Consider the following 18,941-nt stretch of genomic DNA (forward strand, 5'->3'; position numbering starts at 1 on the left):
TGTAACCTTGGTAAGTAAAAGGTGGGAATTTATTCTAACTTCTCTCGCACCCAAGCGCGAAAGGATTTAAGCAAAGCAATGTCCCCCATACTTTTACTCTGCTCAATAAATCTACTTATCTCACTCACCGATACTATAGGAAAGGCAATACTAAACTTACACTCAACATATTGCCCCTCTATCAACTGATAAAATTTTAAATCCTGCCCATCATATCTCCAAAGTTCAGTTACACCCAACGCTGAATAAATCCCCAATTTGTTAACTGAACTGCTGGTAATGTCAATTTCAATTGCTAAGTCAGGCGGCGGATCATTTTCTAAATCTAAAGTTTGCTTACCCCTAATAGCTAGTTCATTCTGGATATAGTAGCAAGTATCTGGTTCTATTCCCCGATTTAATATTTTCCGCTTCAATGTTGTAGAACCAGCGCTTCTCAATTCAATCCCTAATTCTTCAGCTAAAGCAATAATAAAATTCCCAAAATTACTTTTGGGGTTTTCGTGTTCAAAAAGTGGAGTCATGATTTCTAAAACACCGCAATCATAAGCAAACCGAGAACCTCTATCTTCACCTGTATCTCTCAACAAGGCTTCAAAGGTTTCCCAGCTAATGTTATGTAGCACTGTTCTTTGTTCACCAACCGTTGACTTGACAAGCATAGATTAAAAAAATAAGCCAGTAATTATATTTATCGATGTAAGTACACTTTACCCTATCTTACTCTGCACCCAAGCGCGGAAGGATTGCACCAAATCAATTTCATCCATAGTTTTACTTTGCTGGATAAATCTATTCATTTCACTAACAGAAATTAGAGGGAAAGCAATACTCGACTTAATTTCAATATATTCGCTTGCTACTAGTTGATAAAATTTTAAAATTTCACCGTTATATCTCCACAATTCTCCGACACCTAAAGCCGCATAAATATTAAATTTATTAATAGAAGTGCTAGTTATATCAATTTCAACTGCTAAATCCGGTGCTGGGTCTGTTATTAAATCTAATTCTTGTTTATCTCTAATTAGTGGCTCATTTTGAATATAATAGCAACTATCGGGTTCTATTCCCTTGGCTATTGGTTTACGTTTTAATGTTGTAGAACCAGCACTTCTAATTTTAGTTTTTAATTCCACTGCTAAAGCGAATATCAATCGGTCAAACTGAATTTTAGGATTTTCATGTTCAAAAAGTGGAGTCATGATTTCTAAAACACCGCAGTCATAAGCAAATCTTGAGCCTCTGTCCTCACCTGTATCTCTCAGCAAGGCTTCAAAGGTTTCCCAGCTAATGTTCTGTAGCACTGTTCTTTGTTCAGCAGGCGTTGACTTGACAAGCATATTACAATACTTATTCTGTCAGGATGTTAGATAAAATCCCGATAATTTTAACTATGTTATTAATATAATACTCGCTCAAGTCAATTTCAATCACTTGCCCAATGAGCTTCAAAAACTTTAGTTTTTCCTATAAATAATCCAGATAATTAAATTGTGCCAACTATTAGCAAGATATGTTGCTGATATTTGGCACAATCAGGATCTAAATATTTTCTAACTTTAAGCAAGGAAACCCGCAAAAAATTCCAAAGTTTCTTTCAGCGCTTTGATAAAAATATCAATTTCCTCGCGGGTGTTGTAGAAAGATAGACTTGCTCGTGCGGTTGCAGCAAGTCCTAAGTAACGGTGTAATGGTTGTGTGCAGTGGTGTCCAGAACGGATAGCAACACCTTCTTGATCTAATAATGTAGATAAGTCGTTAGCGTGGACTTCCCCGGCGGTGAATGACGCAAGTGCGGCTCTACCTTCCCCTTTCGCATTTGGTTTGGGGCCGTAAATTCTAATTTGGGGAATTTGCTCTAATTGTTGGAACAAATAAGCTGTTAATTCTGCTTCGTAAGCGTGGATTTTATCCATGCCGATATTGCTAAGATAATCGATCGCAGCACCAAGCGCGATCGCTTCTCCAATTGCAGGTGTACCGGCTTCAAATTTATGCGGTAATTCTGCATAAGTTGAATGGTCTAAATATACCTCTGCAATCATCTCACCACCACCAAAAAATGGTGGCATTGATTCTAACAATTCTAACTTGCCATACAGAAATCCTATCCCAGTTGGGGCGCACATTTTATGACCAGATGCTACCAACCAATCACAATCTATTTTCTGTACGTCAATGGGGTAGTGAGGAACACTTTGGCAAGCATCTACTAAGAATTTAACACCGTATTTGTGAGCGATCGCACCAATTTCTTCTACTGGATTAATGCAACCCAAAGTATTAGAAATATGCACCACCGACACCAGCTTAGTTTTCTCAGAAATCAGCTTTTTAAACTGTTCCAAATCAAAAGTTTCTTCTGGTGTTAATTCTACAAATTTCAGTACTGCACCCGTTTTTTGTGCCACCAATTGCCAAGGCACAATATTACTGTGGTGTTCCATCACCGAGAGTATAATCTCATCTCCCGGCTGCAAATTGTTCATTCCCCAACTGTAGGCTACTAGGTTAATCGCCTCAGTTGCGTTGCGGGTGTAGACAATTTCCTGACGCGAAGCAGCATTGATGAATTTGGCAACTTTATCTCTAGCACCTTCATAAGCATCAGTAGCTTTAGCACTGAGGGTATGGGCACCGCGATGCACGTTAGCATTATATTGCTCGTAATAATCCCGTAGGGTATTTAATACGGACAAAGGCTTTTGCGATGTCGCAGCATTATCGAGATAAACCAAGGGTTTCTCATTGACTTCCTGATGCAATATCGGGAAGTCAGCGCGAACTTTATCAGCAAGGGTTTTGGTAGAGGTGAAAGTCATTGGTAGATTAGTTATTAGTCATTCGTCATTCGTCATTAGTCATTCGTCAGAGACTTAAGATTATTGACTGTGTTTAACAGGATTTCTCGGAGAGAAGGAACTGGTATTTTATTGATGACTTCAGCAGCGAAGGCGTTAATTAACAACTTACGAGCATCGTTTTCATCAATTCCCCGACTTTGCAGATAGAATATTTCGTCATCTTCCAATTGGCTAACGGTAGCACCGTGGGCGCATTTGACATTATCCGCTGTAATTTCCAATTGGGGTTTGGTATCAACTCTGGCTTTCGATGATAGCAGCAAATTCCGATTCAACTGGGTTGCATTTGTCAACTGCGCTCGTTTGGGGACAAAGACTTTACCGTTGAACACTGCATGAGCGCGATCGCCTACAATACATTTATGCAATTGGTCACTTGTACCGTGAGGATAGTTAAGTGCGATCGCACTGTGAGTATCAGACAATTGCTTACCAGAGATTATCGTCAAACCATTGAGAGTAGTTTGGGTTTGCTCACCAGTTTGCAAAATCTCCAAATTGTGCCGAGACAGCTTTGCACCTAGAGTTATGGCATGACAAGTATATCGACTATCACGAGCCTGTGCGATCGCAGTTTTCCCAATATGAAAAGCCTCTGCACCTTCTGACTCAACCCTAGTGTGACTCACTTGGGCATTGTCAGCAATCCAAATTTCTGTAACTGCATTGGTGAAATATACTGCCTCTTTCTCTGCACCTTGGTGGTTTGTATACTCTTCAACCAAACTCACCTGCGAACCACTTTCCGCCACCACTAAACAGCGCGGCTGCGAAATTGTTGCAGTCTCTCCCGCAACCGAAATAAACGCCAGATGAATTGGTGTCTCAACTACCACATTCTTCTTCACCCATACCACAGCTGCATCAGTTATCCCAGCCGTATTGAGAGCAGTAAAAACTTCTTGCGCTCCTTCAGCTTGAGCTAAATACTGCTGTACACCTTCCTGCTCAACCGCAGATAAGCCAGCCAAATTACTCACCACAATTCCAGATGGTAAATCTGAAACTGCGGATAACTCCGGCGCATAAACGCCGTTGACGAATACCAAACGACTGTTAGCCGCTTCTGGCAAAATATCAAATTCTAGAGACGCGTAATTTCCCGTCTCTACACTAAATTGCACCTTTCGCAGAGACGACAAATCAGTAAATCGCCATTCTTCTTCGCGGGTAGTCGGGATAGTTGAGTGGCGTACCCAATTAGCAGCACTTTGGCGTAATTCCTGTAACCAACCCTCTGTTTTGGGTGTAGTTACCTGATTTAACAATTCAGTTAGATAGGTATCTTTATCTAACAGAGTCGATGTCAAACTGACTAAATTCGAGTTGGGTATTGGACTAGGAGATACTTGAATACTCATTACACACTCACCCCAGCAGTTGCAAATTCTTCTAGTACCCAGTCATAACCGCGAGACTCTAATTCCAACGCCAGTTCCTTACCACCACTCGTAATAATCTGCCCATGTGCCATCACATGCACAAAATCAGGCACAATATAATCGAGTAATCGCTGATAGTGGGTAATCAAAATTGTGGCATTTTCTGGACTTGCCAGTTGATTTACTCCATTCGCCACAATTCTAAGCGCGTCAATATCCAAACCCGAATCTGTTTCATCCAAAATTCCCAATTTGGGTTCCAGGAGCGCCATTTGCAGAATTTCATTCCGCTTCTTCTCACCACCAGAAAACCCTTCATTCAAACTCCGACTGAGAAAACTGGGATTCATTTTCACCACATCCAGCTTTTCTTCAATCAAATCGTCAAAATCAAAAGCGTCTATTTCCTCTAATCCTTGCGCCTTGCGACGGGAATTGTACGCCACCCGCAAGAAATCCAAATTGCTCACACCGGGAATTTCTAACGGATACTGAAACGCCAAAAATACACCGCTTCTAGCGCGTTCTTCTGGTTCCAATTCCAGGAGATTTTGCCCTTGGAAAATTACCTCACCGCCAGTCACCTCATACGCCGGATGTCCTGCCAATACCTTAGAAAAGGTACTCTTACCAGAACCATTCGGCCCCATAATCGCATGAATTTCACCCGATCGCACATCCAGATTCACGCCTTTCAGAATCGGTGTACCATCAACATTAGCCGTCAGATTCTTTACTGACAGCACAATTTCACTATTTTCAATAATCATGTTTTCTCTCTTCTTTTTTGGTTCGTAGTCAGCACTTTAGTGCTGGAGAAAAGCGTTAAAGTGCTGACTACAAGCGTTAATTTTTTCGGTTCCCAGCAACTTGACAGCACTCAAGTGCTGACTACAAGCGCTATCCAACACTGCCTTCCAACTTCAAACTCAACAACTTATCAGCTTCCACTGCAAACTCCATTGGTAGCTGATTGAAAACATCCTTGCAGAAGCCGCTAATCATCATCGAAATAGCATCTTCTGAGGAAATACCTCGTTGAGCGAAGTAAAATAACTGATCTTCCCCAATCTTGGAAGTAGAAGCTTCATGCTCCACCTTCGCAGTGTTGTTTTGCACCTGGATATAGGGGAAAGTATTCGCGTGAGCATTATCCCCAATCAGCATTGAGTCGCACTGGGAATAATTTCTCGCCCCTTTAGCCGTCGGATTGACTTTCACCAAACCCCGATAGCTATTACTAGAATTACCTGCGGAGATTCCTTTAGAAATAATTGTGCTGCGGGTATTCTTACCAACGTGAATCATCTTGCTGCCGGTATCGGCTTGCTGCATGTGATTTGTCAGCGCCACCGAGTAGAACTCACCCACAGAGTTATCACCCACCAAAACACAGCTGGGATATTTCCAAGTAATTGCCGAACCTGTTTCTACTTGAGTCCAGGAAATCTTGGAATTTACGCCCTGACACAAACCGCGCTTGGTGACAAAGTTGTAAATACCGCCTTTACCGTTGGCATCGCCAGCGTACCAGTTTTGGACGGTGGAATATTTAATTTCGGCGTTGTCAAGGGCGACAAGTTCCACAACGGCTGCGTGCAACTGGTTGCTGTCATACATTGGTGCAGTGCAACCTTCCAGGTAAGAAACATAACTACCTTCTTCAGCGACAATCAAAGTCCGCTCAAATTGTCCCGTGTCACCAGAGTTGATGCGGAAGTAGGTAGATAGTTCCATTGGGCATTTTACGCCTTTAGGAATATAGACAAAAGAACCATCGCTAAATACGGCGGCGTTTAAGGCGGCAAAATAATTGTCAGCGATGGGAACAACGCTACCCAAATATTTTTTAATTAGTTCTGGGTGTTCCTGCAACGCTTCCGAAAACGAACAGAAAATAACGCCGTCTTCCGCTAACTTTTCTTTAAATGTAGTGGCGACAGAGACGCTATCGAAAATCGCATCAACAGCGACGTTTGCCAGTCGCTTCTGTTCAGATAGGGAAATGCCTAACTTCTCAAAAGTTTCTAAAAGGGTTGGATCAACTTCATCCAAGCTGTTTAGTTTGTCTTTCTTGCGTTTTGGCGCTGAGTAGTAAATGATATCCTGATAATTTATTGGCGGATACTTGACATTTGGCCAAGTGGGTTCCGTCATTTTTTGCCACTGGCGATAAGCTCTGAGGCGAAAATCCAGCATGAACTGCGGCTCGTTCTTCTTAGAGGAGATCAAGCGGATAACGTCCTCGTCTAGTCCACGCGGTATGGTGTCGGACTCAATGTCTGTGACAAAGCCGTACTTGTAGGGTTGGTTGACTAAGGTTTTGACAGTGGCACTCATCAGTAATAATCTCTCGTGTTCGGAACTCTTTTAGGATGGGAGGCGGGCTGTGGCTAACCGATTCCCATCTCCCGTTACGGAATGGTTACACGCCTGCTAGAATAGTGGTGGAGAGTAAAACAACAGCTTTGTTGTTTAATGTATCTTCATTTTACGCTAAATTAACAACAACAATGTTGTCAAAGTCAAACAATTTTGGATTTTAGATTTGCAATTTTGGATTGAAAGAGGCCACAAGGGTGCTTGGCTCAGGGATTTTAGATTGACGATCGCGTAGTGGGGCATATACCAAAAAACTTTTTTAATCCAAAAAAACCAAAATCCAAAATCGGCACGGTCAAATTTTCAAAGAAATTTTTGGGACGTTCGCTGAACGTCTCGCACCAAATGAAGATGGCGACTACCCACCAGTCCTCAACCAAGCAAGATATCCTTGAGTATCTGCACAAACACGAAAAAGCAACGGCTTTGGAGCTAGCTGAAGTTTTAGACGTTACCCCGCAAGCGATTCGTCGCCATCTCAAGGATTTGGAGACGGAGGAGCTAGTTTTGTATTCTACATCAGTGCAGACGGCGGGGATGGGGCGTCCGCAGCACCTTTATGAATTGAGTCGTCAAGGACGCGATCGCTTGCACCGAACAATGAGCGATCGCTTTGGTGATGCAAGCGGAAATTTTGCGGTTTCGCTGCTAGACACCTTAGCCGAAACGGTGGGACACGACCAATTTAAATCGATTTTAGAGAAACAGTGGCAGCGCAAAGCTCAAGAATACCGCGATCGCTTGGGTAATGGTTCACTGCGAGAACGGGTAGCTAACTTAGTGGAGTTCAGAAAAGCGGAAGGCTTCATGGCAGAGTATCACGCTGTTGATGTGAATGACTCCTTTGAGTGCGATCGCTTTATCTTAATGGAGCATAACTGTGCCATTTCTAACGTTGCCGAGTCTTTCCCTAGCATCTGTGGTCACGAATTAGAAATGTTTGCGGCTGTATTACCAGATTGTACTGTAGAACGCACCCACTGGATTATTGATGGCGAACATCGTTGCGGCTATTTGGTACAAGTTCGTCATTAGTCATTTGTCATTAGTCCTTTTTTTAATAACTAATGCCCAACTAAATTTGAGATAGCATTTATGGATGTACCACCACAGCAACCATCAGCACAATTTTTAACTCTGGAAGAGTCAGCGAAAGTTGACGCGGCTTTGTTGTCTTCGCCAGAAAAGTTTTTAACAAGATTGACAATTTCATCACTTAAGCTTTTGAAGCATATCGCCCAAGAGTATGATGTTGCTATTGAAGATTTGACAACGCAGCAAGTAATTGCTTGGTTTGAAAAAGATGGCAAAATTCGGCGTGAAGAGGGGATTGAAGGTTCATATCTGAAATGGTGAACTAAGGATACAAGTCAACCCTCATGTAGAGACGCGATAAATCCCGTCTTCAAAGACCAATTACCTACACCAATAACCCAGATACCCAACTTTTAGCAAAAAGTGGAGGATCTGGGTTATTAACATTTGATTTTTCAGATAATTTAAGCTGTGTAATTGTTAGTGCGGGGACTGCGAGCACCAGCTACGGCTCCCATCATTGCAGCTACTAAACCCAATAAGGAACCAAACACAAACCACCACAATCCCGATCGCACATTTGCTGCAATCTCACGAGCTTGTTGAGCAGTTACGTTTGTTTGTGGAATGTTGGGGGCAGCACCTTGCTGTTGTACCTGGTTTATCACTTCCCCGGCGTTGGAAGCCGCAACACCAAAAGCACCCGATACTCCACTTGCAAATAGCCATGAGCTAACTGCCAAAGTTGTTGCCCAAAGAATTGCGCCGTTAAGAAGGGCTGTATTGCGGTTCATTGGCCCACAAGCACGGGCTGTAACCCAACCACCAACAAATAGGGAAATTAATAAAGCAATAGTTGACCAAAGCCCCGCACTACCTGCAACGTTAGGGGCAATTGATCTGGGCGCACCTGAACCTTCCACTGTACCAGCTGCGATCGCACCAATTATAGAACTCAAAATTAGTTGTGTAGCTAAAGAAACCAACAAACCAGCAATAATTGGCCCCCAGCGAACACGGTCATGATATTCGGCTACTCGACCTGCTACCACAGTGTCAGTAGGAATAACGTCATTGCCTGTTCGATTTACGTATGACATAGCTTATGTTCTCCAGTGCTTTTTCAGCAAAGTTCCTGCTCAGGTATATTCATCTTTATGCTTAAGATTAAATAACTAAATCACCTACTTTTATCTCTATCAATAGAAAGAGTTAATACCTCTGTCTTTAGTGATAAAAAAACAGACTTTTGTTTAACAAGTTTTAATATAATTTAGTATTTATTAATGTCTAAAATAATTATTTAGAAATTATCAATATTAAAATTTTTAAATTAGGATTAAATTATTAACTTTTACAAGAACCTAGCTTTAATTGTGTATGCAATTAGACTTAATACAAAACTGAATTGCCAATTAGCAAGTCCGGGAGCGTCATTACGAATTACGAATTTTACAAATTACGAATTATTTGAACGCATCCTTACAGCTGTGCCTGTGGCAGTAATCAGCAAAAGAACTCCTGACTGGTCAAGATTGATTGTGCCAGTATCAATTTCAATCCCGATCACAGCATTAGCTCCTAAACGTTGTGCTCGTTGTTCTAATTCTTCTAGTGCCTTGCGTTGACCTTGCTCAAATAGACGCTCATAGCTAGCAGTGCGTCCACCGATAATATCTCGAATACCAGCCAAAAAATCCCGCAAGAAATTGCTTCCGTAGACTACTTCTGCTGTCACAATGCCTAAATACGACTCAATCATGGCTCCTTGAATTACATCAGTGGTAGTTATAATCATAAATTAGCCTCCTAGATAGAATAGTTGATATTTATTATCAAAGTGTTTATCCAAATACTTTAGCAATTGTAACTTCGATTACAGAAGATAATTGTGAGAGAATGTTTTTCACACAATTTTAGATCGCGTTTGCATCTGTAATATTTTCCTCAACATAAACTAGGACATAAAGGAACATTTGACTGATTAAGTTTATCTTACCGTGTAATGAAAAAAAAAGGATGTTAACGCCTGGATCATTACTTCTCAAAGGGTAGTATCAAAGACTAAAAAGATGAGCCAAGTTTGATACAGAGTCAGCAAATTCTTAAACTCCATAAAAAACAGGAATGAATTTCAAAGCCTGTAAGCTTGGTAAGTCAATATTTTGGATTAAGTCAGATGGCTGTTGGGATTTCTAGGGAACACGTATAACTACTGACGAAAAACAGTGTTATTTCGCGGTTGTACCGATTTCTATAGGACTCATATTTGATTTGGTGAAAAAACTCAGTACAACTCAGAAGCCTTCTTGCCTAAAGCGGATTCCTATATGTAGATTAACTTCATCTGAAACTTGATATCTTACACTTTATCCTTCAGTAAAAACTCTGTTATGTAGTGCCGATTGTAAAGGAAAGAGTGGATGGAATATCGACATCTTAATTAATACGAAGAAATACAGTTTTCAAAAGTCCATATTTTTGTTTTAATGTACAAGAAAAAAAGTCCTCTAAAATTTCAGGAAATTTACTGTGTACAAGCCAACATCATTCGTGTTTAGTGTGGTGTTACTAGGATGTTTTACCTTCACCATACCTTCAGTAGCTCAGGCTCAGGTATTAGTGGCGCAAGCCAAAAACCCAGAGTTAAAGCAACTACTAGAAGAAGGACGGAGGTTAGTAGATGCTGGTGATTATGGTGGTGCGATCGCAGTTTATCAGCAAGCAGCTAGGCTAGATCCCAAAAATGCGAAAATCCATTCAGGTATTGGCTACTTATACGCTCAACAGGGAAATTACCAGGCAGCATTAACAGCTTATCGTCGTGCGATCGGTATCAACCCTAACAATAGTGATTTTTACTACGCTGTGGGTTACATCAAAGCCAATTTGGGCGACACACGTGGGGCAAAGGAAGGCTACCGTCGTGCTATACAACTGAACCGTAACAACGTTAACGCCTATTTAGGATTGGCTGTAACGCAATCGCGTATGGGAGACTATACTGCTGCTACCTGGGCTTATGAGCAAGCAATCAGCTTAGATAAAAACAACGCCCAGACTTATGAATTGATGGGTTCGATGTATAAACAGCGACGACAAGCCAAACAAGCGAACAGCTTGCTTCAGAAAGCGCGTGACTTGTACAAGCGACGCAATGACTCAGATGGCGTAGAAAGGGTAGAAGCCATGCTGCGACAGTTAGGAGGATGAGGTTAAAACAATTCGCAATTCGCAATGGGCTAACGCCCCGCTCCGCTAACGCAATTCGCAATTACGTTTTGCGGTAGCGAGTCCGCGTACTCTTTCAGAGAAGCAAACTACGCTTTTAGCGTCTCGTAGAGAGCGTCCGGAGATTTAGACCCCGACCCAAAACGGGCTGCCTATAGAGGCAGGGGACTTAAACCCCCAAAGTTCGTTAATCTAACTGGCGTCCCGTTAATTCCACAAAAATATCTTCCAGGTTAGAGGGACGCACCATCATTCCGGTTTTATCGGGCTGTTCATCCAAGTAGATATTCGCTGCTTCCAAAGATGGGAAAAACAGATATTCCCAACTACGAGCGCCATCACTTCCCACATCAGACACACCTAATTGTTTCATCACCAAACCTTCACCGTGAGCAGAACGCAGTTGTTGTAAAGTTCCCAAAGAAATCAGCTTACCGCTATCCATAATACCGATGCGTCCTGGCTTGGTAGAGCCGAAAGCATCGCACAAATATTCGACCTCATCCATATAATGGGTCGTCAGTAGCATCGTCATCCCTTGTTTATTCAAATCCCGAATAATTTCCCAGAGGCGTCGCCTGGTTTGGGGGTCTAGTCCTACCGTTGGTTCATCTAAAAACAAAATTTGCGGTTGATGTAATAAAGCTCTCGCAATCTGCAACCGTCGTTTCATACCCCCAGACAGGGTTTTTACCAAATCATCGCGTTTTTCTGTGAGTTCAACATACTCTAGCCATTGATTAATCAATTTTTGTCGCTGCGGGTTACTAATGTGATGTAGTCTCCCGTGCAGTTCCATATTTTCCCAGACGGTTAAATCATTATCCACACTGACTTGTTGCAAGACTACACCAATACTCTGTTTTGCCAACATTCCTTGGCTCATCACATCATATCCACCTACTTCTATCCGTCCTTGGGATGGTTTCGTGAGTGTAGTCAGCATCCGAATTGTGGTTGATTTACCCGCACCATTCGGGCCAAGTAGAGCAAATATCTCTCCCGCTTCAATTTTGAATGATAGGTCATTGACTACAGGTACATTGTTGTAAAACTTGTAGACGTTTTCTAAAAAGACAGCAGCAGTCACGTCGCTTCGCTCCGAATTCAAAATTCAAAATTAACCATCCCTATACATAAATGTAGGGACTTGTATTCGTTTAAGTAAAAGTTGCACACAGCATGACTTTATAATCGTCAAATGCCCAATGGCCAATGCCCAATGCCCAATGCCCAATGCCCAATGCCCAATGCCCAATTCCCAATGCCCAATTCCCAATGCCCAATGCCCAATGCCCAATGCCCAGTACTCAAGCGAATCGCTAGTCAGATTTTTTCGTATCCGCTGATTTACTTGCCTTTGGCACGACTAGCACTTTATCAACGCGGTTACCATCCATATCCATCACTTCAATTCGCATCCCCTGCCATTCAAAATGATCTGCTGCGGCAGGAATACGTCCTAAATGGGTGATGACAAAACCGCCTAGTGTTTGATAACTGCCGCGTTCATCAGATTCCCACTCTTCCATACCGAAAAGTTCCAAAAACTCCTCTACAGGCAACATCCCATCCAAAAGCCAGGAACCATCTTCACGTTGCACAGCTTGTGGTTGATCCTGTCCATCTGTTGAAGGAACATCACCCACGATTTCACTCATAATATCGTTGAGAGTGACTAATCCTTGAATCACGCCGTATTCATCGACTACCAGCGCCATGTGAGTAATGGTTTGCTTGAACAATTCCAAAACTTTCAAGCCACGGGTGCTTTCTGGCACAAATACTGGTTGCCGCAATCCGATAGTTAAGTCGAGTGGTTCTCCTCGGAAACTCCTGGCTAATAAATCGGTGACTGGGATAACACCCAGCACATTGTCAAGTCCCCCCTGACAAACTGGATAACGAGAATAGGCACTATCAACCATTTTTTGGCGATTTTCTTCGGGAGAGTCGTCTAAATCGAGCCAGACAATATCGGGACGGGGTGTCATTAAGTAGTTGACAGGGCGATCGCCTAAACGAAAGACTCGCTCCACCATATCCTGTTCAGCTTCCTCAAAAGTTCCTGCCTCAGTGCCTTGCTCAATTAAGATTTTAATTTCTTCTTCGGTGACTTGCGGCTCGGTAGAAGCTGTAATTCCCAGTAATCGCAGGATCAAATCTGTAGAAGCGCTTAAGAGATAAACCATTGGAGAAGCGATCGCCGATAAGGCACGCATTGGAATCGCTACAATCGATGCAATCCTTTCTGGGTTATTTAACGCCAGACGCTTCGGTACCAATTCACCAACAATCAGTGACAAATAGGTAATAATCAAAACCACTATTCCGAAAGATAGCGGTTCACTATAAGGTGCTAACAAGGGGACAAGTTTTACATAGACTGCCAATCGACTGGCAATTGTTGCTCCTCCAAAAGCACCAGTCAGGATACCGATCAGGGAAATACCCACTTGAACAGTTGACAGGAAATGATTTGGAGACTCCGCTAGTTTCAATGCTGCCTTTGCCTTGACATCTCCTTGATTAGCAAGCTGCTGTAGCCTAACTTTCCGTGCCGAGACGATCGCCATCTCAGACATAGAAAACAAGCCATTGGCAATAATTAGCACCAAAATGATTAAAATTTCAAAAGTGATGGAGGACATGTTTAAAATTGCCGCTTATCAGAGCGAACGTAGCTCAATCCCTAGTATCTAGTATTAAAGGTGCTTTGATAAATGCTTTGACTGTACACAAAGTAATAGTTATAGTTCTTAAGTTTATTAGTCGCTGTAGTTTATTCTTCCACCGAAGGAATAAGAAGGCTGTTAACACTTTTAAAATAGTTGACATAAACTGCCTCAAGACTTGCTGATCCACAAAGACTCCCATCGCTAGTAGTACTTATGTCATTTTCTTCTATTGTGCGTGCCTTAGGCCGATCGTCGCTCACTACTGAATTTATTTCTAAGCTGAATCGACAACAAGAATTGCGGTTAAATGGCATTCCCAGACTGCCCAAGGCTCTGGTGGCTTCGGCATTAGCACAGGCTCAGGGCAAGGATTTGTTCGTAGTTTGCGCCACTCTGGAAGAAGCTGGACGCATTTACGCACAACTGGAGGCAATGGGATGGCAAACAGTACATTTTTACCCCACCTCCGAGGCTTCTCCCTACGAACCTTTTGACCCGGAAACTGAGATGAGTTGGGGGCAAATGCAGGTATTGGCGGATTTGGGAATGGGGCATGGGGCATTGGGCATGGGGCATGGGGAAGAAAACCAGATCCCATCCAATCCCAAGATGGCGATTGTGGCTACTCAAGGGGCGCTACAACCCCATTTACCTCCGCCAGAAGCTTTTGGGCAATTCTGTCTTACCCTGAAAAAGGGGATGGAATTAGACTTGAATGCCTTCAGTGAGAAAATCACGATTCTGGGGTACGAACGAGTCCCTCTGGTGGAAACAGAAGGGCAATGGAGTCGGCGGGGCGATATTGTTGATGTGTTCCCGGTTTCATCTGAGTTTCCAGTCAGGCTGGAATGGTTTGGCGATGAAATCGAGCAAATGCGGGAATTTGACCCAGCAACCCAACGTTCCGCACTTGACAAAGTTGGCCAGTTAATTCTTACCCCTACTAGCTTTGCTCCTATCGTCATGGCGGCACTCCAAAATAGTGCCCAGTTCCTAGTGCTGAGTGCTGAGTCAGAAATTAACTCAGAAATTAGCCCTGAGAACTCATCACTCTTGGAAGGGAGTCGTCGCTTTTTGGGGTTGGCTTTTGAGCAACCAGCATCTTTGCTAAATTACTTATCAGAAAATACCCTGATTGCCATTGATGAGCCAGAACAGTGTCATGCTCATAGCGATCGCTGGGTAGAAAATGCTGAGGAACAATGGGGAATTGGGCATAGGGCATGGGGCATGGGGCATGGGGAAGAATCTACGTCTACTCCCGTAACATTGCCGAAAATTCACCGTTCGTTTGATGAGTGTTTGGCTGATGTTGCTAAGTTTAAAACGTTGTATTTATCGGAACTTTCAGAAGAAAATAGTGGGATAAATCTTGCCAGTCGTCCTGTTCCAGCCACGCCACACCAGTTTGCTAAACTAGCTGAAACCATCCGCCAAGAACGCGATCGCAATTTCTCGATTTGGCTGCTTTCTGCTCAACCTTCGCGTTCCGTCTCGCTGTTGCAAGAACATGATTGTCCGGCTCAGTTTATCCCGAATCCCCGTGACTACCAAGCGATTGATAAGCTGCAAATTAACCATATTCCCATAGCCCTAAAATATTCTGGGCTTGCGGAACTAGAAGGTTTTATCCTGCCTACATACCGTTTGGTAATCGTTACAGATCGGGAATTTTTTGGGCAGCATTCCTTGGCGACTCCCGGCTATATCCGCAAGCGTCACAAAGCTACTTCTAAGCAAGTTGATCCTAATAAGCTGCGTCCAGGTGATTATGTAGTTCACAGAAATCATGGTGTTGGCAAATTTGTCAAGCTGGAAAGTTTGGCGATTAATAACGAAACCCGTGATTATTTGGTGGTGCAGTATGCTGATGGGTTACTCAGAGTTGCAGCCGATCAAGTAGGTGCTTTATCTCGGTTCCGCGCCGCAGGTGATAAAGCACCAGAACTTAACAGGATGACTGGTAAAGCTTGGGAAAATACCAAGAATAAAGTCCGCAAAGCCATTAAGAAACTGGCGGTGGACTTGTTGAAACTGTATGCAGCGCGATCGAAACAAGAAGGTTTTCGCTTCCCAGGTGATATGCCTTGGCAAGAAGAACTGGAAGATTCTTTTCCCTACCAACCCACGACGGATCAACTCAAAGCTGTCCAAGATGTGAAACGAGACATGGAAAGCGATCGCCCAATGGATCGCTTAGTTTGTGGTGATGTCGGTTTCGGGAAGACGGAAGTAGCGATTCGTGCTGTTTTTAAAGCAGTTACCGCCGGTAAACAAGTGGCACTCCTTGCGCCGACGACAATTTTAACCCAGCAGCACTACCACACACTTAAAGAGCGTTTTGCACCCTATCCTGTGAATGTCGGTTTACTCAACCGTTTTCGCTCCGCTGAAGAACGCCGTGATATTCAAAAGCGATTGGCAACTGGTGAATTAGATGTAGTAATTGGTACACACCAACTTTTAGGTAAAGGTGTGACATTCCGCGATTTAGGACTATTGGTAGTAGATGAAGAACAGCGGTTTGGGGTGAATCAGAAAGAGAAAATTAAAAGCCTGAAAACTCAAGTGGACGTGCTTACCCTCTCGGCTACTCCCATTCCCCGGACTTTGTATATGTCCTTGTCGGGAATTCGGGAAATGAGTTTGATTACCACGCCGCCCCCAACCAGACGACCAATTAAAACCCATCTTTCACCAATTAATTCCGAAAGTATCCGCACTGCAATTCGTCAAGAATTAGACAGAGGTGGACAGGTATTTTATGTAGTTCCACGAGTAGATGGAATTGAAGAGACAACAGCAAATTTGCGAGAAGTGATACCGGGAGCTAGATTTGCGATCGCTCACGGTCAAATGGATGAAAGCGAGTTAGAGTCAACCATGCTCACTTTCAGCAATGGCGACGCAGACATCCTCGTTTGTACGACAATTATTGAATCTGGCTTAGATATTCCGCGAGTCAACACCATTTTGATTGAAGATGCTCACCGCTTTGGGTTATCACAGTTGTATCAATTACGCGGTCGTGTGGGACGTGCAGGTATCCAAGCCCACGCTTGGTTATTTTATCCAAAACAGCGGACGTTATCTGACGCGGCACGGCAACGATTAAGAGCAATTCAGGAATTTACTCAATTAGGTTCTGGATATCAGCTAGCGATGCGCGATATGGAAATTAGAGGCGTGGGTAACTTGCTAGGTGCAGAACAATCTGGTCAAATGGACGCCATTGGCTTTGATTTGTATATGGAAATGCTAGAAGAAGCAATTCGGGAAATCCGAGGACAAGAAATTCCGAAAGTGGAGGATACCCAAATTGACCTCAACCTGACAGCGTTTATTCCAGCAGATTACATCACCGATTTGGATCAAAAGATGAGTGCTTACCGGGCGGTAGCTACAGCCAAATCTAAATCAGAATTAAAGCTAATTGCAGCCGAGTGGAGCGATCGCTATGGTACTTTACCTGTTCCTGCAAATCAACTTTTGCGAGTCATGGAACTCAAACAGCTAGCGAAAAAACTCGGATTTAGCCGAATAAAACCAGAAAACAAGCAGCACGTTGTTTTAGAAACACCGATGGAAGAACCAGCTTGGAATTTGTTGGCGGCGAATTTACCAGACAATCTGAAGACGCGCTTTGTGTATTCTCCTGGGAAAGTGACGGTGCGCGGGTTAGGAGTTTTTAAAGCAGATCAACAATTGCAGAATTTGATTGATGCTTTTGGGAGAATGCAGGGTGCGATTCCAGAGGCGCCTGTTGTTTGATCAGTAGAAAAAGATTAGTCATCAAGTGAAAACCTATGTCATTTTGAGCAGGCGGGAATTCCAGACCCAGACCTTTGAGACTAATTAGTAGAATTAAAGGAAATACCAACCCAACTTCAACTCATGATAAAAACTATCGAAGGCATTTATCAGGATGGACAAATTCACCTTACCCAACTACCGCAAGATATTAGCGATCGCTCTCAAGTTCTTGTTACCTTTCTAGATCCTGGCAAAATCGACCCTACCAAATTACGCCAACTGATTGATCAGTTGGAGACAATTGCTGGAATTGGACAAGGTTTCGAGGAACTCAACGCTGGTCAAACTCGCCCCATTGGGGATTTTTTCCAAGAAATGCAGCAAAAGTATGGCATTTCAGGTTGAGATTACCCCAATCGCGGAAACCCAGATTGAGCAAACTTATCGCTGGTATCGAGAGCGGAATCCTGAATTTGCTGATCGTTGGTTTCGAGGATTGATGAATGCTATTGCTACCTTACAAGAGAAGCCCCAACGTTGTGCTTTAGCAGTCGAACATGAAATTTTTCCAGAAGAAGTACGCCAACTCCTTTATGGGAAAGCCAAAAACTTATACCGAATACTTTTTACGATTCGAGGTATTACAGTTAATGTGTTGTATGTGCGCCACAGCGGCCAAGCACCACTGACAGCAGATGACCTAGAGGAGTTAGAAGGCGGAGTTTAGCATTTCAAGGCGTAGCCTCTCGTAGAGAAGTCCGTCGCAAACATCGCTATGGTACTTTACCTGTCCCTGCAAATCAACTTTTGCGAGTCATGGAACTCAAACAGCTAGCAAAAAAACTCGGATTTAGCCGAATAAAACCAGAAAACAAGCAGCACGTCGTTTTAGAAACACCGATGGAAGAACCCACTTGGAATTTTACCAGACAATCTGAAGACGCGCTTTGTGTATTCTCCTGGGAAAGTGACGGTGCGCGGGTTAGGAGTTTTTAAAGCAGATCAACAATTGCAGAATTTGATTGATGCTTTCGGGAGAATGCAGGGTGCGATTCCAGAGGCGGTTGTTGTTTGATCAGTAGAAAAAGATTAGTCATCAAGTGAAAACCTATGTCAGACTTACTTAGAAGAATTACAGTTAATTCCAAACAATGTGGTGGTCGTCCATGCATTCGGGGCATGAGAATTCGGGTATCAGATGTACTGGACTTGTTTGCTGCTGGACTTAGTGCAGAACAAATTTTAGAAGAAATGCCTGATCTTGAAGCCGATGATCTCAAAGCAGCACTAATATATGCTTCGCGGAAGCTTAATCATCCAGTGTTAGTAGCATGACAATCTGGGTAGATGCACATTTATCCCCTGCGATCGCAACTTGGATCAGCAATACTTTTGGTATAACAGCTTTAGCTTTACGTGATGTTGGTCTGAGAGATGCTGAAGACCTTGAGATTTTTGAGGCAGCAAAAGCTCAAGGAGTTATCTTGATAACCAAGGATAGCGACTTTGTTGACTTGGTTGAGCGTTTGGGAACACCACCGCAAATTATCTGGTTAACTTGCGGAAACACATCAAATGCTCGGTTGCAAGAAATTTTCAGTAAATCGCAAAGT

Annotated in this window: 18 protein-coding genes and 1 pseudogene; 9 read left to right on the forward strand and 10 right to left on the reverse strand. The window is 43.1% G+C overall.

From position 1 onward, the window contains the following. Positions 1 to 29: 29 nt before the first annotated feature. The 6 genes from RRG12_RS16995 to sufB form a co-directional block, all read right to left on the reverse strand. Complete coding sequence (locus tag RRG12_RS16995) at positions 30 to 662, reverse strand: Uma2 family endonuclease (RefSeq protein ID WP_420760088.1); 633 nt, start codon at positions 660 to 662, stop codon at positions 30 to 32. Positions 663 to 710: 48 nt separating this feature from the next. Continuing rightward, positions 711 to 1,343 (reverse strand): Uma2 family endonuclease, encoded by a 633-nt coding sequence (locus tag RRG12_RS17000; protein ID WP_420760089.1) that lies wholly within the window; start codon positions 1,341 to 1,343, stop codon positions 711 to 713. Positions 1,344 to 1,562: 219 nt separating this feature from the next. Continuing rightward, positions 1,563 to 2,825: a cysteine desulfurase gene (locus RRG12_RS17005; protein WP_420760090.1), complete on the reverse strand. Its 1,263-nt coding sequence runs from the start codon at positions 2,823 to 2,825 to the stop codon at positions 1,563 to 1,565. Between the two features lie 35 nt (positions 2,826 to 2,860). After that, positions 2,861 to 4,228, reverse strand: coding sequence for a Fe-S cluster assembly protein SufD (gene sufD, locus RRG12_RS17010; RefSeq protein WP_420760091.1), 1,368 nt, complete (start codon positions 4,226 to 4,228; stop codon positions 2,861 to 2,863). Next, positions 4,228 to 5,019: a Fe-S cluster assembly ATPase SufC gene (sufC, locus tag RRG12_RS17015; RefSeq protein WP_069072820.1), complete on the reverse strand. Its 792-nt coding sequence runs from the start codon at positions 5,017 to 5,019 to the stop codon at positions 4,228 to 4,230. The genes sufD and sufC overlap by 1 nt, the downstream gene beginning before the upstream one ends. 130 nt (positions 5,020 to 5,149) lie before the next feature. Beyond that, a complete protein-coding gene (gene sufB, locus RRG12_RS17020) occupies positions 5,150 to 6,589 on the reverse strand; it encodes a Fe-S cluster assembly protein SufB (protein ID WP_420760092.1) in 1,440 nt (479 codons plus the stop codon). A 393-nt stretch (positions 6,590 to 6,982) separates the two neighbouring features. Between sufB and sufR the strand changes: the two genes are divergently transcribed. After that, complete coding sequence (gene sufR / locus RRG12_RS17025; RefSeq protein WP_420760093.1) at positions 6,983 to 7,666, forward strand: iron-sulfur cluster biosynthesis transcriptional regulator SufR; 684 nt, start codon at positions 6,983 to 6,985, stop codon at positions 7,664 to 7,666. Between the two features lie 60 nt (positions 7,667 to 7,726). Next, positions 7,727 to 7,987 (forward strand): hypothetical protein, encoded by a 261-nt coding sequence (locus RRG12_RS17030; protein WP_420760094.1) that lies wholly within the window; start codon positions 7,727 to 7,729, stop codon positions 7,985 to 7,987. Positions 7,988 to 8,130: 143 nt separating this feature from the next. On the opposite strand, the gene RRG12_RS17035 is transcribed toward RRG12_RS17030, so the two are convergent. Beyond that, positions 8,131 to 8,766, reverse strand: coding sequence for a hypothetical protein (locus tag RRG12_RS17035; RefSeq protein ID WP_069072824.1), 636 nt, complete (start codon positions 8,764 to 8,766; stop codon positions 8,131 to 8,133). Between the two features lie 359 nt (positions 8,767 to 9,125). Further along, the gene (locus tag RRG12_RS17040) at positions 9,126 to 9,464 is read right to left on the reverse strand and encodes a YbjQ family protein (RefSeq protein WP_069072825.1); all 339 of its coding nucleotides are present in this window, start codon (positions 9,462 to 9,464) and stop codon (positions 9,126 to 9,128) included. Between the two features lie 734 nt (positions 9,465 to 10,198). Here RRG12_RS17040 and RRG12_RS17045 point away from each other — a divergent pair. Next, entirely contained in the window at positions 10,199 to 10,879 is a 681-nt protein-coding gene (locus RRG12_RS17045; protein ID WP_420760095.1) for a tetratricopeptide repeat protein, read from the forward strand. A gap of 205 nt (positions 10,880 to 11,084) precedes the next feature. Here RRG12_RS17045 and RRG12_RS17050 read toward each other — a convergent pair whose 3' ends face one another. Further along, a complete protein-coding gene (locus RRG12_RS17050; RefSeq protein WP_420760096.1) occupies positions 11,085 to 11,987 on the reverse strand; it encodes an ABC transporter ATP-binding protein in 903 nt (300 codons plus the stop codon). A gap of 232 nt (positions 11,988 to 12,219) precedes the next feature. After that, the gene (locus tag RRG12_RS17055; RefSeq protein ID WP_420760097.1) at positions 12,220 to 13,548 is read right to left on the reverse strand and encodes a hemolysin family protein; all 1,329 of its coding nucleotides are present in this window, start codon (positions 13,546 to 13,548) and stop codon (positions 12,220 to 12,222) included. A gap of 240 nt (positions 13,549 to 13,788) precedes the next feature. Between RRG12_RS17055 and mfd the strand changes: the two genes are divergently transcribed. The 6 genes and pseudogenes from mfd to RRG12_RS17085 form a co-directional block, all read left to right on the forward strand. Next, positions 13,789 to 17,346, forward strand: coding sequence for a transcription-repair coupling factor (gene mfd / locus RRG12_RS17060; protein ID WP_420760098.1), 3,558 nt, complete (start codon positions 13,789 to 13,791; stop codon positions 17,344 to 17,346). 123 nt (positions 17,347 to 17,469) lie between these two features. Beyond that, complete coding sequence (locus RRG12_RS17065; RefSeq protein WP_420760099.1) at positions 17,470 to 17,733, forward strand: hypothetical protein; 264 nt, start codon at positions 17,470 to 17,472, stop codon at positions 17,731 to 17,733. Further along, entirely contained in the window at positions 17,717 to 18,055 is a 339-nt protein-coding gene (locus RRG12_RS17070; RefSeq protein ID WP_420760100.1) for a type II toxin-antitoxin system RelE/ParE family toxin, read from the forward strand. Before RRG12_RS17065 ends, RRG12_RS17070 begins: the two co-directional genes overlap by 17 nt. Before the next feature lie 44 nt (positions 18,056 to 18,099). Beyond that, positions 18,100 to 18,403: pseudogene (locus tag RRG12_RS17075) on the forward strand (TRCF domain-containing protein); the annotation flags it as partial. A gap of 35 nt (positions 18,404 to 18,438) precedes the next feature. Next, positions 18,439 to 18,663 carry a DUF433 domain-containing protein gene (locus RRG12_RS17080; protein WP_420760101.1) on the forward strand — a complete coding sequence of 75 codons (225 nt, stop codon included), beginning with the start codon at positions 18,439 to 18,441 and terminating at the stop codon, positions 18,661 to 18,663. Continuing rightward, on the forward strand, positions 18,660 to 18,941 hold a 282-nt coding region (locus RRG12_RS17085; protein WP_420760102.1), incomplete at its 3' end, for a DUF5615 family PIN-like protein. The genes RRG12_RS17080 and RRG12_RS17085, both read left to right, overlap by 4 nt.

It is taken from the genome of Nostoc sp. CALU 546 (genome assembly GCF_048836525.1).

Coding starts and splice junctions, on each gene's coding strand:
- RRG12_RS17055 (WP_420760097.1), bottom strand. CDS start 13,548: ATGTCCTCCATCACTTTTGAAATTTTAATCATTTTGGTGCTAATTATT.
- mfd (WP_420760098.1), top strand. CDS start 13,789: ATGTCATTTTCTTCTATTGTGCGTGCCTTAGGCCGATCGTCGCTCACT.
- RRG12_RS17005 (WP_420760090.1), bottom strand. CDS start 2,825: ATGACTTTCACCTCTACCAAAACCCTTGCTGATAAAGTTCGCGCTGAC.
- sufR (WP_420760093.1), top strand. CDS start 6,983: ATGGCGACTACCCACCAGTCCTCAACCAAGCAAGATATCCTTGAGTAT.
- RRG12_RS17080 (WP_420760101.1), top strand. CDS start 18,439: ATGTCAGACTTACTTAGAAGAATTACAGTTAATTCCAAACAATGTGGT.
- RRG12_RS17040 (WP_069072825.1), bottom strand. CDS start 9,464: ATGATTATAACTACCACTGATGTAATTCAAGGAGCCATGATTGAGTCG.
- RRG12_RS17065 (WP_420760099.1), top strand. CDS start 17,470: ATGATAAAAACTATCGAAGGCATTTATCAGGATGGACAAATTCACCTT.
- sufD (WP_420760091.1), bottom strand. CDS start 4,228: ATGAGTATTCAAGTATCTCCTAGTCCAATACCCAACTCGAATTTAGTC.
- sufC (WP_069072820.1), bottom strand. CDS start 5,019: ATGATTATTGAAAATAGTGAAATTGTGCTGTCAGTAAAGAATCTGACG.
- RRG12_RS17035 (WP_069072824.1), bottom strand. CDS start 8,766: ATGTCATACGTAAATCGAACAGGCAATGACGTTATTCCTACTGACACT.
- RRG12_RS17070 (WP_420760100.1), top strand. CDS start 17,717: ATGGCATTTCAGGTTGAGATTACCCCAATCGCGGAAACCCAGATTGAG.
- RRG12_RS17030 (WP_420760094.1), top strand. CDS start 7,727: ATGGATGTACCACCACAGCAACCATCAGCACAATTTTTAACTCTGGAA.
- sufB (WP_420760092.1), bottom strand. CDS start 6,589: ATGAGTGCCACTGTCAAAACCTTAGTCAACCAACCCTACAAGTACGGC.
- RRG12_RS16995 (WP_420760088.1), bottom strand. CDS start 662: ATGCTTGTCAAGTCAACGGTTGGTGAACAAAGAACAGTGCTACATAAC.
- RRG12_RS17000 (WP_420760089.1), bottom strand. CDS start 1,343: ATGCTTGTCAAGTCAACGCCTGCTGAACAAAGAACAGTGCTACAGAAC.